This is a genomic window from Variovorax sp. 01T439_2, from assembly GCF_056398445.1.
The window spans coordinates 1-17,112 of record NZ_JBFTPJ010000057.1 but is presented as its reverse complement, the minus strand read 5'-3'; the positions used below and the strand labels follow the sequence as shown (position 1 = coordinate 17,112).

Annotated in this window: 5 protein-coding genes and 1 pseudogene; 4 read left to right on the top strand and 2 right to left on the bottom strand. The window is 69.7% G+C overall.

The features are described from left to right. The first annotated feature begins 166 nt into the window (after positions 1-166). From AC1DOC_RS04685 to AC1DOC_RS04670, 4 genes are all read left to right on the top strand, one after another. Entirely contained in the window at positions 167-1,012 is an 846-nt protein-coding gene (locus AC1DOC_RS04685) for a formyltransferase family protein (RefSeq protein WP_478080114.1), read from the top strand. After that, the gene (locus AC1DOC_RS04680) at positions 1,009-2,043 is read left to right on the top strand and encodes a GNAT family N-acetyltransferase (RefSeq protein WP_478129466.1); all 1,035 of its coding nucleotides are present in this window, start codon (positions 1,009-1,011) and stop codon (positions 2,041-2,043) included. Before AC1DOC_RS04685 ends, AC1DOC_RS04680 begins: the two co-directional genes overlap by 4 nt. A gap of 43 nt (positions 2,044-2,086) precedes the next feature. After that, positions 2,087-3,406: a lysine N(6)-hydroxylase/L-ornithine N(5)-oxygenase family protein gene (locus AC1DOC_RS04675; RefSeq protein ID WP_478129465.1), complete on the top strand. Its 1,320-nt coding sequence runs from the start codon at positions 2,087-2,089 to the stop codon at positions 3,404-3,406. Positions 3,407-3,565: 159 nt separating this feature from the next. After that, a complete protein-coding gene (locus AC1DOC_RS04670; RefSeq protein WP_478080111.1) occupies positions 3,566-5,737 on the top strand; it encodes a TonB-dependent siderophore receptor in 2,172 nt (723 codons plus the stop codon). 80 nt (positions 5,738-5,817) lie between these two features. On the opposite strand, the gene AC1DOC_RS04665 is transcribed toward AC1DOC_RS04670, so the two are convergent. After that, positions 5,818-9,873: an amino acid adenylation domain-containing protein gene (locus AC1DOC_RS04665; protein ID WP_478129464.1), complete on the bottom strand. Its 4,056-nt coding sequence runs from the start codon at positions 9,871-9,873 to the stop codon at positions 5,818-5,820. After that, a pseudogene (locus tag AC1DOC_RS04660) lies at positions 9,870-17,112 on the bottom strand (amino acid adenylation domain-containing protein); the annotation flags it as partial. The gene AC1DOC_RS04665 and the pseudogene AC1DOC_RS04660, both read right to left, overlap by 4 nt.

Here is a 17,112-nt window from a genome sequence, read left to right as displayed (position 1 = left end):
GGACTACTGCGGCGCCTGCCCGCTCGCGCCGCAGCACCGCAAGAGCGCCGGCGAGATCCTGCAGCCGTGAACAGATGGCGCGCTGCCACGTCTTCTCTCCTGAAGGCTCCACGCCTGCCTGCTCCCGAGCCAACTCCAACGCCGATCCATCCTTCACGCCACACCCATGTCCAAGGCAAAGCTCGTCTACATCCTGTCCTTGAGAAACGCGGCCGCCGACAAGGCCGGCCAATACATCGACTTCAAGGGCACGCAGCGCTACATGGCGTCCCCGCTCGAATACCTGGCCAAGGCACTGGACGAAAGCCCGCTGGGCGAGGCCTATTCGCTCGAAGGCATCGTCTACGACGACGACGAAGGTTCGCCGCGGGACCGCGCGGCGCTGCAGGACTACGGCTTCTCCTTCCAGCCCGGCCGCCAGTGGATATTTCCGGGCGACCTGAAGGCGCAGGGCAAGCTCGTCAACGGCATGCTCCACGCGGTGCCGTCCGAATACCGGCGGCTTCCGCTCGATGCGAAAGAACGCCCCGCCGCCAAGAGCGCCTTCGAGCGCCGCCTGCTGGACAAGCTGCTCACGCTGCAGGCCGACATCGTCGTGCTCGACGGCCTGCTGGTCATCCTGGACGAGCTCGTGCGTCCGGGCGCGCCGTTCCACCGCAGGATCGTCAACATCCATCCCGGCATCACGCGCATCGAGTCGCCCTACGAGCGCCGCGGCGCCCGCGCCACGCTCGATGCGCTGCACGGCGCCAAAGGCCGCAAGGTCGTGAACTGGCAGACGATGGAAAGCGTTCCCGTCACACCACTCCTGAAGACCGGCGCTTCGCTGCACTACGTGGACAACGGCATCGACTCCGGCGAGGTCATCCACGACGTGCTCGGCACGCACATCGATCCCGGGGACTCGATCCTCGAGCTGCGCTGGAACAACTTCAACCACAGCCTCTTTCCGGCGCTCCACCAGGGCCTGGCCCTGCTCGCGAGCCGCCGGTCCACCGAAGGAACCCCATGACCCTCACCTCCTACGCCGACGGCACGCCGCACGACATCACCCTGGACGGCGGGATGCTCGCCGTGCGCAGCCGCCAGGGCGACACGCGCTCGCTCTGGCGGCTCGCGACCGGCGGGGCCGATGCCGCGCTCCAATGGGTCGACGGCAGCGCGGCCTCCACCCCTCACCTGCTCGCGGCCCTGGAAGCCGCCTTCGAGCACCTTCCTGCGCACAAGAGCCTCGCGGTGGCGGCGCCCGCGCTGGCCGAGGAGCTGGCCCACACCGGCGTGCTGCTCGCGTCGCCGGACGGCGGCGTGCGCGCCTTTCGCGACATGCTCTGGCAGCAGCCGCGCCTGTGGCTTCCCGCCGTGCATGCGCCGATGGCGCAGCGCTATGCGCTCACCAACGGCAAGGTGCATCCGCTGCGCACGCCCAAGCCCCGCGGCGTGCTCTACCAGCGCTTCATTCCGTGGCTCGGCAAGACCTTCTCGTTTCGCAGCATCGACTTCGAGCGCGACCTGGGCATCTTCAACCGCTGGATGAACGACCCCGACGTGGCCRAGATCTGGGACGAGGAAGGCGACCTGGACAAGCACCGCGCYTACCTCTCGGGCATCGATCGCGATCCGCACATGTACTCGATGATCGCGAGCTTCGACGGCGAGCCCTTTGCCTACTTCGAGATGTACTGGGCCAAGGAAAGCCGCATCGCGCCCTTCTACGACGTGCAGGACTACGACCGCGGCTGGCACGTGCTGGTCGGCGAGCCGTCGTTTCGCGGCAAGGCATTCGCCACTGCGTGGCTCACTTCCATCTCGCACTACATCTTTCTGTGCGACCCGCGCACCCAGCGCGCCGTGGGCGAGCCGCGCATCGACCACGTGCAGCAGATCCGCAACCTGGACAAGTCGGGCTACGCCAAGGTGAAGGAGTTCGACCTGCCGCACAAGCGCGCGCAGCTCGTGATGATGCTGCGCGAACGCTACTTCATCGACGGCCTCTGGCTGCCGCGCGGCGACGCATCGGCGGCCGCACCCGCCAAGCCCGTCTGACCCGCCCAACCGCTCAACCGCTTCGCAGCAAAAGGAATCCGCCATGGTCATCCACGACGTCATCGGCATCGGCTTCGGCCCCTCGAACATCGCGCTGGCGATCGCGCTCGACGAGAAGCGGCGCGACGGGCACCGGCTCGACGCAATGTTCATCGAGAAGCAGCCGGCCTTCGCCTGGCACAAGGACATGATGCTGGAGCATGCGCACATGCAGATCTCCTTCCTGAAGGACCTGGCCACGCTGCGCAACCCGACCAGCCGCTTCACCTTCATCAACTACCTGCACGAGAAAAAGCGCCTGCAGGACTTCATCAACCTGAAGACCTTCTTTCCGAGCCGCCACGAGTTCAACGACTACCTGGCCTGGGCCGCCGCGCAGTTCGAGGATGCCTGCGTCTACGGCGAGGAAGTGTTCGAGGTGCTGCCCGAGCGCGAGGCCCATGGCGACGACGTGACGCTGCTGCGCGTGCGTTCGCGCGACCGCACGGGCCACCAGAGCGAGCGCCTCGCGCGCAACCTCGTGGTGAGCGTCGGCGGCATGCCGAACATTCCGGACTGCTTCCGGGCGCTGCGCGGCGACCCGCGCGTGTTCCATTCGAGCACCTACCTGCAGGGCCTTGCCGCGCAGGACGGCGCGCAAAGAATTGCCATCGTCGGCGCCGGCCAGAGCGCCGCGGAGATCTTCATGGACCTGCRGGGCCGCCCCCATGCGCCGCAGGTCGATCTCGTCATGCGGGCCCGCTCCATCCGCCCCTCGGACGACAGCCCCTTCGTGAACGAGGTGTTCAACACCGAGTTCACCGACTACATGTACAGCCGGCCCGACGACGAGCGCGCCGCCCTGCTCGAGGAGTTCGGCCACACCAACTATGCGGTGGCCGACCTGGAGCTGATCCAGCAGATCTTCGAGATGTTCTACCAGCAGAAGGTGCGCGGCGAGAACCGCATGCGCTTCCTGCGCCGGCACGACATCCACGCCGCCCGCGCCACCGCCGACGGCATCCACCTGACCATGTGCGACCAGAACACCGGTCGCGAAAGCACCTCGCGCTACGACGCCGTGGTGCTGGCCACCGGCTACGCACGCGAGCAGCACAAGGAACTGCTGACGCCCCTCGCACCGTACCTGGACGGTTTCTCGGTGGACCGCCACTACCGCGTGCGCAGCACCGGGGACTTCCGTCCCGCCATCTTCCTGCAAGGCGCCTGCGAGTCCTCGCACGGGCTGAGCGACACGCTGCTGTCGGTGACCTCGGTGCGCACGGGGGAGATCGGCAGCGCGCTGCTGAAGGCCAGCGCCGCCGGTGCCGGCCGGAGCGAGCGCCAGGCCGTCCGCATCCAGGCAGCCGCCGAAGCCCGGTGACGCGGGCGGACGGCACGCGCTGAAGCATGGGGTACAGGGTGTCTCTCTTTTTGTAGTTCAAACGTCTCATGTACGGAAGCGCCAGAACTGCGGAAACGGCAGGCCTTGCGCTGAAACCCGAACACGTCGTTTTTCACTGCTCCTGGAGTACCTCAACCTATGCGTCCCCTGCCCCGACCCCGCCTGCTGAGCGCCGCGCTTGCCTCGGCCTTCGGAACCGCCTGCACCCTGTGGGCGGCCCCCGCCTTCTCGCAGGACAGCAGCAACCTGCCGGCGGTGACCGTCACGGCCGATACGGAAGCGTCGGCCAAGGGCCATGTGAACGGCTACATGGCCAAGCGCAGCGCCACCGGCACCAAGACCGACACCCCGATCCTGGAAACCCCGCAGTCGATCTCGGTGGTCACGGCCGACCGCGTGGCCGCCATCGGCGCCACCACCGTGAAGGACGCGCTGGGCTACACCCCCGGCGTGAGCACCACCGTCTTCGGCGCCGACTCGCGCTACGACTGGATCTCGATCCGCGGCTTCGACGGCTACGCGCCGGGCTTCTACCTGGACGGCATGCCCCTGCGCAACAACGGCAACTGGGGCGTCTGGCAGATCGAGCCCTACGGCATGGAGCGCATCGAAGTGCTGCGCGGACCGGCCTCGGTGCTCTACGGCCAGGCCAGCCCCGGCGGCGTGGTCAACGTCGTGAGCAAGCGCCCCACCACCGAGCCGCTGCGCGAAGTGCAGCTGCAACTGGGCAGCAACAACCGCACCCAGGTCGCCGCCGACTTCTCCGGCCCCATCGATGCCGAAGGCAAGCTCAGCTACCGCCTGACGGCCGTGGGCCGCGACAGCAAGCTGCCGGCCGCCAGCATGGACGACGACCGCTTCTACATCGCGCCCTCGCTCACCTGGCGCCCCTCGGCAGACACCACGCTCACGCTGCTGTCGCACTTCAACCGCGTGCGCGGCGGGGTGTACACGCGCGGGCGCCCGACGGTCGGCTCGCTGGTTCCCACGCGTTTCGGCAACTACATTCCCGACTCGCTCTTCGTGGGCGATCGCAACTTCAACCACTTCGACGTGGACCAGTGGATGGTCGGCTACGAGTTCGAGCACCGCTTCAACGACACCTTCACCGCGCGCCAGAACCTGCGCTACGGCCGGCTCGACGTCGACTACGGCGCCGTGCAGGGCCGCGCGATCGTGCCGATCAACAGCAACGTCTCCGATCCGCGCAACTACCAGATGCTGCGCCGGAGCATCTCGGGCAGCCGCGAGAGCGTCTCGACCTTCACGCTGGACAACCAGCTCGAAGGCAACTTCATCTCGGGCGACTGGAAGCACAAGGTGCTGATCGGCCTGGACCACCAGCGCACCGGCATCGAGCAGGCCAGCTACAGCGGCGGCAGCGCACCGAGCATCAACATCTACGCGCCCGTGTACGGCGGTCCGTTCTTCGTGCCCGCGCCCTATGTCGATGCCAACACCCGCCTGACGCAGACCGGCCTGTACATCCAGGACCAGATCAAGTGGGGCGAGCGCTGGAGCCTCACGCTGGGCGGCCGCTACGACCGCGCCTCCACGATCATCCACAGCAACCTGGACGGCACGCGCAGCGACATCCCCGAGCACAAGTTCACCAAGCGCGGCGGCCTGGTCTACACCTTCCCGAGCGGCTGGGCGCCCTACCTGAGCTACTCCGAATCGTTCTCGCCCTCGGCGCGCCTGAACCCGGACACCCAGAGCCCGTTCAAGCCCGAGACCGGTCGCCAGTACGAAGCCGGCGTGCGCTACCAGCCCGCGGGCACCACCGACAGCTACAGCGCCGCCATCTTCGACCTGCGCCGCCAGAACTACATCACCGCCGACGCCAACTTCCGCCCGCGCCAGACCGGCGAGGTGCTGGTACGCGGCCTGGAGCTCGAAGCGGCCTTCCAGCCCGTCAAGCGCATGAACGTGACTGTGTCCTACGCCTACACGCCCAAGGTCGAGATCACGGCCAGCAGCACGCCGAGCGAAATCGGCACGCCGCTGCTCGCGGTGTCCAAGCACCGCGCCGCGCTCTGGGCGGACTACCGCTTCGACAACGGCTTCAAGGTCGGCCTGGGCGCGCGCTTCACCGGCTCGAACCGCGGCGACCTGAACAAGGCGCCGATCCAGGTGCCTTCGTACACCGTGTTCGACGCAATGATCGGCTACGACATCGACCGCTGGAACCTCGCGCTGAACGTGCGCAACCTGACCGACAAGACCTACTTCGCGAACTGCGACCAGTACGGCAACTGCTACTACGGGGACCAGCGCAAGGTCACGGCCACGGCCACCTACCGCTGGTAAGCCGCGCGGCAGGCCTCCAAAGGCACAAGGGGACGCAGTTGGCGCTGCGCCCCCTTTTTTTTTGCGTGGCTTCTTCCGGCTCAGGCCGATTGCACGGCGCCATGCACCGCGTCGGCCTCGCGCAGCAGCTCCTTCAGCGAGGCGCACAGCGCGGAGTGGCGAACGATGTCCAGGTGATCGGCCTGCGGCAGCACTTCGGCGGACACCACCGGCGCGTGGTCGGCCCAGTTGCGCAGCGTCTCCTCGCGGCGCAGCGAACTGTCCGCGAGAAACACGTGCAGCGGCAGCGGCGACCGCGCATAGGTGTACCTCACTGCCTGCACACGCTTGTCGATCGTCGTCCACAACAGGTACTCGGCCGCCTCGTCGCCGGTACCGTCGAGCGGCAGCGGCTGCGCCGGATTCAGCACCTGCTCGGCCACCCAGGCAAGCTCCTCGTCGTCCATGCGGGCGAAGAGCGCCTTCCAGTGCCCGGCCATTTCCGAGCGGCCCAGCCACTGCGAGAGCACCTCGTCAGCCTTGGCGCACTGGGCGGCGTCGAGCGGCGCCGAGGCGCGCAGCGGCGCGGTCTCGAACACGTCCAGCATGCCGGTGAACACGATCTCGACGCGCCCCTGCAGTTGCCGCGCAAGCTCGAAGGCCAGGTCGCCGCCCGACGACCAGCCCAGCAGCGCGCAGCGCCCCCCGGTGGCCGTGGCGAGGATGAAGCTCGCGTACTCGGCGGCCAGCGCCTGCAGGTCGAAACCGCGCCAGCGCTTGCGCGTGTAGACGTGGCTCACGAAGCCGTACACCACGCGCTCGCCCTGCAGCGCCTCTGCGAGCGGCAGGAACTCGCGCGTGTTCACGATGAGGCCCGGCAGGCAGAACAGCGGCACGCCGGCGCCGCTTGCGCTCAGGCAGACGGCATCGTGCGAACCCTCGAACTTCTGCCGCAGCCGCTCGGCGAGGCTGCCGAGGCTGCGGGCCTGCATCACATCCGGCAGGCTCAGCTGGCCGCCGCCGGGTAGCTGCTTGCGGATGCGCGCCACCAGCTTCAGGCTCAGGATGGAGTCGCCGCCCAGCGCAAAGAAGTTGTCGCCACGCGCAATGCGGTCCACGCCGAGCACCTGGCTCCAGATGCGGGCCAGCGCCTCTTCGGTCCGGCCCTGCGGGGCGTCGAAACCGCGCGCGGGCTCGGGCTGCGCCGGGCACGGCAGCGCCTTGCGATCGATCTTGCCGTTGGCCGTGAGCGGCAGCGCGTCGAGCAGCACGATGCGCTCGGGCACCATCCACGCCGGCAGGCTGTCCGCCAACGCACGCCGGAGCTCTTCCACATCGAGCGAAGTGCCCGGCCTGGCAACCACGTAGGCGCGCAGCACCACGCTCTCTTGTGCGCCCTGCTCCGCGACGACCACGGCATCGGCCACGCCATCGAGCTGGCGTACGCGGCCCGTCACTTCACCCGGCTCGACGCGGTAGCCGCGGATCTTCACCTGGTCGTCGGTGCGGCCCAGAAACTCCAGCGTGCCATCGCTGCGCTGGCGCACGCGGTCGCCCGCACGGTAGATGCGCTGCCCGTCCCCGAAGGGCGAAGCAACGAAGCGGTCGGCGCAAAGACCTGCGCGCGAAAGATAGCCGCGCGCGACGCCGGCACCGCCGATGTAGAGCTCGCCCGCCATGCCGCGCTGCACGGGCTGCAATGCGTCGTCGAGCACCCAGGCGTCCATGTTCGCGATGGGTTTGCCAAGAGGCAGATTGCCGGTTCCGTCAGCCTGCGCCGGCGCGGTATGCATCAGCATGCCCACCGAGGTTTCGGTCGGCCCGTAGTGATTGAAGATGCGCAGGCCTGGCCTCAGCGCGCGAATGGCCTGCAGCGTCGCCGCATCCGTCGCCTCCCCGCCCAGCACGAGCGTGTGCGACGGCAGCACCGCGGCCGCGCGCTGCGCATTCAGCAGGCCCTTCAGGTGGCTGGGCACGATCTTCAGCACGCCGGCGCGCGTCTTCGCCATGCTGTCGGCAAACGCATCGGGATCGAAGGCCGCCTCGCTCGGGACGAGGTGCAGCGCACCACCCGAGCACAGCGCACCGAACAAGGAGGTGTGGCCCAGGTCCGCCGCGACGGTGGACACCATCGCGAAACTCTCGTCCTCGGGCAGCGCCAGCCGCGCGAGCACGCCCTGCACATAGTTGGCCAGCGCGCCGTGGTGCACGACCACGCCCTTGGGCCGGCCGGTCGATCCGGAGGTGTAGATCAGGTAGGCCGCCTGCGCAGGATGCAGCGCATGCGCGCGATGCGGCAAGAAGCCGCCCGGTACGTCGAAGCCCACCTGCATGCATGGCAGCGCGGCCTGYCGCGGCTTGCCGCCGGACACCAACACCAGCGCGGCGCCGCAATCGGCCAGCAGCTCGTCGATGCGCTGCTGCGGCAGCGCCGGGTCGATGGGCACGTAGGCGCCGCCGGCCTTCAGCACCGACAGCACCGCCAGCACGAACTCGGGCGTGCGCTCCATGCAGACGGCCACGCGCTGCTCGGCACCGATGCCGCGGCCTTCGAGCTCGGCGGCCCAGTGGCCGGCAGCGCGCGCCAGCTCGTCGAAGCTGTGCGCGCGATCGCCGAAAGTGAGCGCCGTCGCGCCGCCGCGCCTTGCGGCCGCCTGGTCGAACAGGGCCAGCACGTTGTCGGCGGGCCAGGACGCGCGTTCGCCGCGCAGGCTCGAATCGTCGGCCAGTTGCGTTGCGGCCAACGCGCGCGCCGGATCGGCCGCGACCTGCGCGGCCAGGCCGCGCAGCGCCTCGGCCAGCCGCTCGATGGTCGCGTGGTCGAAGATGTCCGCGGCATACGCGAGAACGAAGGACAGCGCGCTGCCGGTGTCGATCAGGTCGAAGCTCAGGTCGAAATGCACTTCGTCCACGCCGATGCCGTGCGCGGCAGCGGCCGGATCCGCGGGCACAGCCCCCGCCGCCTGCTGCGTCGACTTGATCTGGAACAGCGGATGCAAGCCCGGCGTGCGCTCCAGCGCCAGCGCCTCGACGAGCATGTCCAGCGGCAGGTCCTGGTGGCTCTTGGCTTCGAGCACGCGCTCGCGCACCTGCGACAGCAGCGCGACGAAGCCGGCTGCGGGGTCCACCTTCATGCGCAGCACCAGCACGTTGGTGAAGTGGCCCACCAGGGCGGCAAGCTCGGGGCGGTCGCGCGTGGTCGACGGCGAGCCGATGCACACGTCGCGCTCGCCGCAGTAGCGGTAGATCAGCAGGCCGAGCAGCGCGATCGCCACCATGTACGGCGATGCGGCGTGCTGGCGCGCCAGCTCCTTCAGGCGCTGCGACACGTCGGGCAGCAACGCGAAGCTGATCTGCCCGCCGCGCGCATCGCGCGCCTTCTGGCGCGGACGGTCCAGCGGCAGCGGCGTGCTTTGCGGCGCATCCCGCAGCTGCTCGCGCCAGTAGGCGGTTTGCCTTTCGAGTTCGCCGGCTTCGAGCCACTGGCGTTGCCACACGGCGTAGTCGGCGTATTGCAGGGCCGGTGCCGCAGGCTGTGTGCTCCCGGTGGGCGCCGCGAGCAGCGCCTGCAGTTCGGCGACGAGCAGCGCCACCGATTGGCCGTCGGCCGCGATGTGATGCACCGCGAGAAAGAGTTCGGGCGCGCCATCGGCAAAGAGGTTCAGTTCGCCGCGAAAGACAGGGCCGTGCTCCAGGTCGAACGGCCGCGCGCCAAACTCGGCGGCGGCAGCCGCCAGCTCGCGCTCGCTGTCCGCGCGCGAGCCGGACCATTCGCGCGCCGCCCAGCCGAAGCGATGCGCGGGGTCGATGTGCTRCAGCAGCTGCCCTTCGGTGCCGGTCGGGTAGGTGGTGCAGAGCACCTCATGCCGCGCCACCAGCTGGGCCAGGCAGGCCTGCACCTGCTGCGGCGTGCACGACATGGGCAACGCCAGCCGCCCCGACAGGTTGTACGCCGGCGACTGCGGCGCGCGCTGCCACACCAGCCACAGGGCGCGCTGCGCATAGGCCATCGGCACCGGCGCCGCGGGGTCGCGCGGCACGATGGGCAGCGTGTCGAAACCCACGCCGCTCGCGCGCAGCTTCTCGAGAAACACGCGCTGCTTGGCCGCGGGCAAGGCAGCGAAACGGCGCGAGAGCGCGGTCATTTCCAGGCTCATAGGTCTTCCATCTCCAGTTCGCCCAGGAGGGCATCGATGCGCTCGACGCCGTGGTCCCGGGAGACCGCGGCGCCGGCCGGCGGTTCAGTGGCCACCGCGGCCACGGCGGCGGCGAATGTCATCAGCGAGGGTTGCTCGAACACCGTGCGCAGCGGCAGCTCGATGCCGAAGCGCCGCCTGGCACCCGACACCAGTTGCACCGCCAGCAGCGAATGGCCGCCGAGCTCGAAGAAGTTGTCGTGGCGCCCGACGCGCTCCACGCCCAGCACCTCGGACCAGATCGCCGCGAGCGCGGCCTCGACCTCGCCCTGCGGCTCGGCATAGGCCGTGTCGCTCGCGAGTTCCGGATCGGGCAGTGCCTTGCGGTCGACCTTGCCGTTCGCGTTGAGCGGCACCGCGTCGAGCCGCACGATGGCCGAGGGCACCATGTAGTCGGGCAGGTGCTGCGAGAGCCGCTCGCGCAGCACCGCGACATCCAGCTCATGGCCGGCCCGCGGCGACACATACGCGACGAGCCGCGCGCCCGCCGGGCCATCCTTGGCCAGGACCACCGCTTCGCGCACCTCGGGCTGCGCCTGCAGCTGGGCTTCGATCTCGCCGAGTTCGATGCGAAAGCCCCGGATCTTCACCTGGTGGTCGATGCGCCCCAGGTAGTCGAGCTGCCCGTCGGCGCGCCAGCGCACCAGGTCGCCGGTGCGGTACAGCCGGCCGCCCGGCTCGCCGAAGGGCGCGGCGATGAAGCGCTCCGAACTCAGGCCGGCGCGATTGAGATAGCCGCGCGCCAGGCCGGCGCCGGACACGTGCAACTCGCCCGCCACGCCCACGGGCAGCGGGTTGAGGTCGCTGTCCAGCACCCACAGGCTGAGGTCCGGGATGCACACGCCCACGGGACTGCGCTTCTCGTCGAGATCGGCCCGCACGATGGGCCGGTAGGTGACGTGCACCGTCGTCTCGGTGATGCCGTACATGTTGACCAGCTGCGGCTGCGCATCGCCGAAGCGATCGATCCAGGGCCGCAAGCTCTCGGGCTCCAGCGCCTCGCCGCCGAAGATCACGCAGCGCAGCGCGAGGCGTTCGCCGTCGTCCAGCGCCGGGCTGTGGATCAGCTGGCGGAAGGCCGATGGCGTCTGGTTCAGCACGGTCACGCGCTGTGTGCGCAGCAACGCCACGAAGTCGTCGGGCGAGCGGCTCACCCAGTACGGCACGATCACCAGCTTGCCGCCGGTGCACAGCGCGCCGAAGATTTCCCACACCGAGAAGTCGAAGGCGTAGGAATGAAAATTCGTCCACACGTCCTGCGGGCCGAAGTGGAACCAGCCGTCGGTGGCGCCCAGCAGGCGGGCGACGTTGCGGTGCGTGAGCTGCGTGCCCTTGGGGCGGCCGGTCGAGCCCGAGGTGTAGATCACGTACACGAGATGATCGGCATGCACCGCCACATCGGGTGCGCGCGCCGGCTCGCCGCGCAGGTCGAGCGTGTCGAGCGCCAGCACCTGCAGGGCATCGCCCACCGGGAGCTTCGCCTTCACATGGCTTTGCGTGAGCAGCAGGCGGATCGCGCTGTCCTCGATCATGTAGGCCAGCCGGTCGGCGGGGTACTCGGGGTCCAGCGGCACATAGGCGCCGCCGGCCTTCAGGATGGCGAGCAGGCCCACCACCATGTCGATGGAGCGCTCGACCGCGATGCCGACTTTCACCTCGGGCTTCACGCCGAGCGCGATCAGCCGGTGCGCCAGGCGGTTGGCGCGGACATCGAGCTCGCCGTAGCCGAGCGTCTCGTCGCCGAGCACGAGCGCGATGGCTTGGGGGTTCGCCTTGGCCTGGCGCTCAATCCAGCGGTGCACGGGCTCGGCATCGCCCCTTGTATTGCGCATGGCCTCGCCCGGTGGCGGCAGCGTGTCCGCGAGCCCCACATCCCCCAGCCGCGCATCGGGTGCGTGGGCCAGCAGGCCGAGCAGCCTGTCCATGTGCGCGGCCAGCCCGTCCACCGCCGCTTCGTCGAACTGGCTGCGCGCGTGGCTGTAGCTCAGCACCAGCGTGTCGCCCTGGTGTACGGAAAGGGTCAGCGTTGATGAACAGGCCCAGCATCTGCTGCGCGCCGGGAAGATCCACCGGCCGGCCCGCCACGGTGGCACCGAAGCTCACGCTGCGCTGCCCGGTATGGCGTGCCAGCAGCAGCGCCCATGCGGCCTGCACCAGCGTGTTGAGGGTCACGCGTTCGCGCCGAGCCGCTTCGAGCAGCGCGCGCGTGCGCAGCGCGTCGATCTCGTGGCGGTGCATGCCGTGCCCGCCCTGTTCGACCGCGGGCTTGGGCAAGGTGTTGGCCAGCCAGGTGGGGCCTTCGAGGCGGGCGAGTTCCTGGCGCCAGTGGCGCTCGTCGGCAGCGCCGTCGCGCCCTTGCAGCCACGCGATGTAGTCGGCATAGCGCCCGCCGGGCGCCGCGGATGCTTCGCCTGCGTAGTGCCGCAGCACCTCGCCCATCAGCTGCGACGTGCTCCAGCCGTCGAGCAGCAGGTGGTGCATGGTCCAGACGAAGTGGTACCGGTCATCGCGAACGCGCACCAGCACCAGCCGCATCAGCGGCGGCCGCGCGAGGTCGAAACCCTGCGCAAGCTGCTCGCCGGCCAGCGCGTCCAGGGCCTCGGGCGCGTCGGCACGGTCCCGCCAGTCGAGTTCGGCCAGCGGCACCTCGACCTGCCTTGCCACCCATTGCCACGCAGCTTCGCCCTGGACGAATCCGGTGCGCAGCACCTCGTGCCGCTCGAGCACCGCGCGCCAAGCCGCCTTGAAGCGCTCGGCATCGAGCCCGTCGATGTCCACGCGCAACTGGTTCAGGTAGGCGCTGCCGCCGGGTGCAAGCAGGCTGTGGAACAGCATGCCGGCCTGCATCGGCGAGAGCGGGTACAGGTCCGCGAGGTTCGCCACCGGCAATGCCAGCGCGTCGAGCTGCGGCTGGTCGATGGCGGCCAGCGGAAAGTCCGCCGGCGTCACCCCTTCGGCGCCGCCGGTGCAATGCCGCACCAGCGCTTCGAGTTCGTCGCGGAAGCGCTGCATCCAGCCCTCGACCGCGGCACGGTCGTGGCGTGCGCGGCTGTAGCTCGCGCGCAGCGAAAGCTCGCCGTCGTAGACCTGGCCATTGATCGAGAACTCGTGCGTGAGCGGCGCGCCGCCATCCACCGGCGAGCCGCTGGGCTCCTGCGCGAGGCTCCATTGCGCCTGCGCATCGGCACCGCCATTGTCGAATTGGCCGAGGTAGTTGAAGACCACCTGCGCCCTGGGCAGCGCGCGCATCGCCTGCTGCTGTGCGGCATCGCCCAGGTGCTTGAAGACGCCGTGCCCCACGCCTTTGCGTGGAACGCGGCGCAGGTCTTCTTTCACGCGCTTGAGCGCTTCGCCTTGCGCGCCGAGCGGATCGAGCGCCACCGGAAACAGCGCGGTGAACCAGCCAACGGTGCGCGACAGGTCGATGTGCGCGAACAGGTCTTCGCGGCCATGGCCTTCCAGGTCGACCAGCAGCCTGTCGTGCCCGCTCCATGCGCACAGCGCGCGGCCCAGCGCCGTCAGCAACAGGTCGTTGGCCTGTGTGCGGTAGGCCGCGGGCGCATCTTTCAGGAACGCTTGGGTGGTGGCCTTGTCGAGCCGCAACTCGACGCTCTCCTGGTCGGCCGCGGTGTTCGATCCGTGCGGACACGCGCATGGCAGCGCGGCCGGCACATCGGCCAGCGACTGCCAGTGGGCGAGCTCGTCGCCATGGGCCCGGGCATAGCCCTGCAATGCGACAGCCCAGTCCTTGCAGCTGCTGCTCGTGGCAGGCAGCGCGACGGGCTGGCCCGCGAGGCTCTGCCGGTACGCGGCCTGCAGGTCTTCGAGCAGGATGCGCCACGACACGCCATCGACCACCAAGTGGTGAACGACCAGCAGCAGCCGCGAGTCGCCGTCCGGCAACTCGATGGCGAGCGCGCGGATCAGCGGGCCGTGCGCAAGGTCCAGGCTGCGCTGCGCCTCTTCGCACAGCGGCGCCTCCTGCGCGGCATCGGCCGCGCGCCGTGCCCACACCAGCTCCGCGAACTGGTCTTCGGGCACGCTCTCGAAGGCCTCATAGGTTTGGTGCCACAGCCCGCCGGCGTCCTGCCGGTAGCGCAGGCGCAGGCTGTCGTGCTGCTGCACTACCGCGCGCAGCGCCTGCCTGAAGGCCGGCAGTTGCAGCGGCTCGCGGTTCTTCAGCAGCACCGCCTGGTTCCAGTGCGCGCGCACCGGCATGTTCATCTCGAAGAATTCATGCTGGAACGGCAGCAGCGGCGCCTCGCCCTGCACGTCGCCCACCGCGGCAAGCAACGCATCGGCCGGCATTGCAACAGCCGCGAGCTGCGCCACCGTCTGCCGCTCGAAGATCTGCCTGGGCGCGACTTTCCAGCCGACCAGGCGAAGGCGCGCCACGATCTGCAGGCTCAGGATCGAATCGCCGCCAAGCTCGAAGAAGTTGTCGTCGCGGCCCACGCGCGAGAGACCCAGCACATCGGTCCATGCCGCCGCAATGGCCTCTTCGGCCGGGCCCTGCGGCGGCTCGAAAGCCTTGCCGTGTTCGGCGGCCGGCTCCGGCAGCGCCTTGCGGTCGACCTTGCCGCTCGGGGCGAGCGGCAGTGCATCGACCACCACCAGCGTGCCCGGCACCATGTAGTCGGGCAGCGCGCGGGCGAGCCGCTCCTTCAGCACGGCGGCATCGGCGAGCCGGCCGGCTTGCGGCGACACATAGCCCACCAGCCGCGCACCGCTCGGCCCTGGCCTTGCGACCACCACCGCTTCGCGCACTTCGGGCTGGGCCAGCAGCTGCGCCTCGATCTCGCCGAGCTCGATGCGAAAGCCCCGGATCTTCACCTGGTGGTCGATGCGCCCCAGGTATTCGAGCTGCCCGTCGTCGCGCCATCGCACCCAGTCGCCGGTGCGGTAGAGACGCCCGCCTCCGGCATCGAAGGGGTCCGCCACGAAGCGCTCGGCCGTGAGCGGCGCGCGATGCAGGTAGCCGCGCGCCAGGCCCTCGCCGCCGAGGTACAGCTCGCCGGCTACGCTGCGCGGCACCGGGTTCAGGTCCGCATCGAGCACGTAGGCGCTGCGGTTGCCCACGGGCCGGCCGATGGGCGCATAGCCCTCGGAGAACGCCGCGGTGTTTGCAACCTTCCARAGCATCGGCGTGACSACSGYYTCGGTCGGGCCGTAGCCGTTGATCAGCAGCGCGGGCTTCAGGTGCCGGCACACGGCGTCGAAGCCTTCGCGCGACATCGCCTCGCCGCCGAAGGAGTACAGGTGCACCGGCGGGCAGCGGCCGGTGTCGCGCGCCCAGTTGGCCAGCTGCCGCAGGTAGGCCGGCGGGAAGCCGGCGTTGGTCACGCCGTGGCGCTGCATGGCGTCGAGCGTCTGCTCGGCGGTCCAGAGCGAGGCATCGCGCAACAGCAGCGAGGCGCCGCAGCACAGCGCGGTGAAAAGCCGCTCGTGCGCCCCGTCGAACGAGAACGACAGGAAGTGCAGCTCGCGCGACCGAGGTCCCATCTCGTAGAGCACCGCGGTCTCGACGCAGTGCGCGGCGAACTGGCCGTGCGACACCATCACGCCCTTCGGCATGCCGGTCGAGCCCGAGGTGTAGATGACGTAGGCGAGGTTGTCCGCATGCACGGGCACATGAGGCGCGTCGTCGGGCTCGCCGGCCAAGTCGGCGGTGTCCAGCTGCAGCACGCGCAGGCCGTCCCGCAGCGGCAGGCCGGCCATCACATGGCTCTGCGTGAGGAGCAGCGCAATGCCGCTGTCCTCCACCATGTAGGCCAGGCGGTCCGCGGGGTACTCCGGGTCGAGCGGCGCATAGGCGCCGCCGGCCTTCAGGACGCCGAGCAGGCCGACCACGATATCGAACGAGCGCTCCACCGCGATGCCGACGCGCGTCTCGGGCTTCACGCCCATCGCGATCAATCGATGAGCCAGGCGATTGGCGGCCCGGTCGAGTTCGCCGTAGCTCATCACCTCGTCGCCGAAGAGCAGCGCGGGCGCATCCGGGTTGGCCTTCGCGTGCCGGGCCATCAGGCGATGCACGGGCTCGGTGCTGCGACCACCGGAGTCGTTCACGCCCCATGCCGCGAGCCGCTCCTTCTCGCCCGCGGTGAGCAGGTCGATGTCTCCCACCGCCTGTTCGGGCCGTTCGGCAAGTGCGCGCAGTACGCCCAGGTAGTGCGCGGCCATGCGGGCAATGCTCTCGGCGTCGAACAGTTCCTGCGCCACATGGAAACTCGCTTGAACGCAGCCTTGCGCGTCTTCGATGGTGCTCAGGGTCAGCTCGAACTGGGCCGTCTGCGTGCCGATCTCGTAGTCCTGCAGCGTGAGGCCGGGCAGCTTGGCGAGCGCGGCCTGGTCGCGGCGCTGGTGGTTGAACATCACCTGGAACAGCGGCGCGGTGCCCAGGCTGCGTTCGGGCTGCAGGGCCTCGACCAGCTGTTCGAACGGCAGGTCCTGGTGGGCCTGCGCGCCGAGTGCCGCCTCGCGCGTGTTCTGCAGCGCCTGCCGCAGGCTGGTGCGGCTGCCCAGCACGTTGCGCAGCACCTGCGTGTTGACGAAGAAGCCGATGACGCGCTCCGACTCCACCCGGTGGCGGTTGGCCACGGGCACGCCGACGCGGATGTCCTGCTGCGCGGTGTAGCGGTGCAGCAGCACCTGCAGCGCGGTGAGCAGCACCATGAAGAGCGTGCAGCCCTCGGCCTGCGCGCGCCGGTGCAGCGCATCGACAACGGGCTGCGGCAGCGCCATCTCGTGGCGGGCGACGCGGTACTTGCCGTCGCTGCGCCGCGCGTGGTCGGTGGGCAGTTGCAGCACCGGGTGCTCGGCGCCCAGCTGGGCCTTCCAGTAGTCGAGCTGGCGCTCCTTCTCGCCGGCTTCGAGCCAGTGGCGCTGCCACAGCGCGTAGTCGGCGTACTGGATCGGCAGGGGCGCGAGCCGCGGCGTCTGCCCGGCGGCGCGCGCGCGGTATTGCGCGGCGAATTCGTCGACCAGGACCTGCATCGACCAGCCGTCCGACACGATGTGATGCATCACGACGACCAGCAGGTGTTCGCCTTCGGCCAGGCGGATGAGCGCCACGCGCAGCAGCGGCCCCGCCGTGAGATCGAACGGCGTTTCGGCGAGGCGCACGGCCGCCTCCCGCGCGCGGGCCTCGCGCACTTCGGCATCGATGCCCGAGAGATCGGTGAACGGAATCTCCAGCGC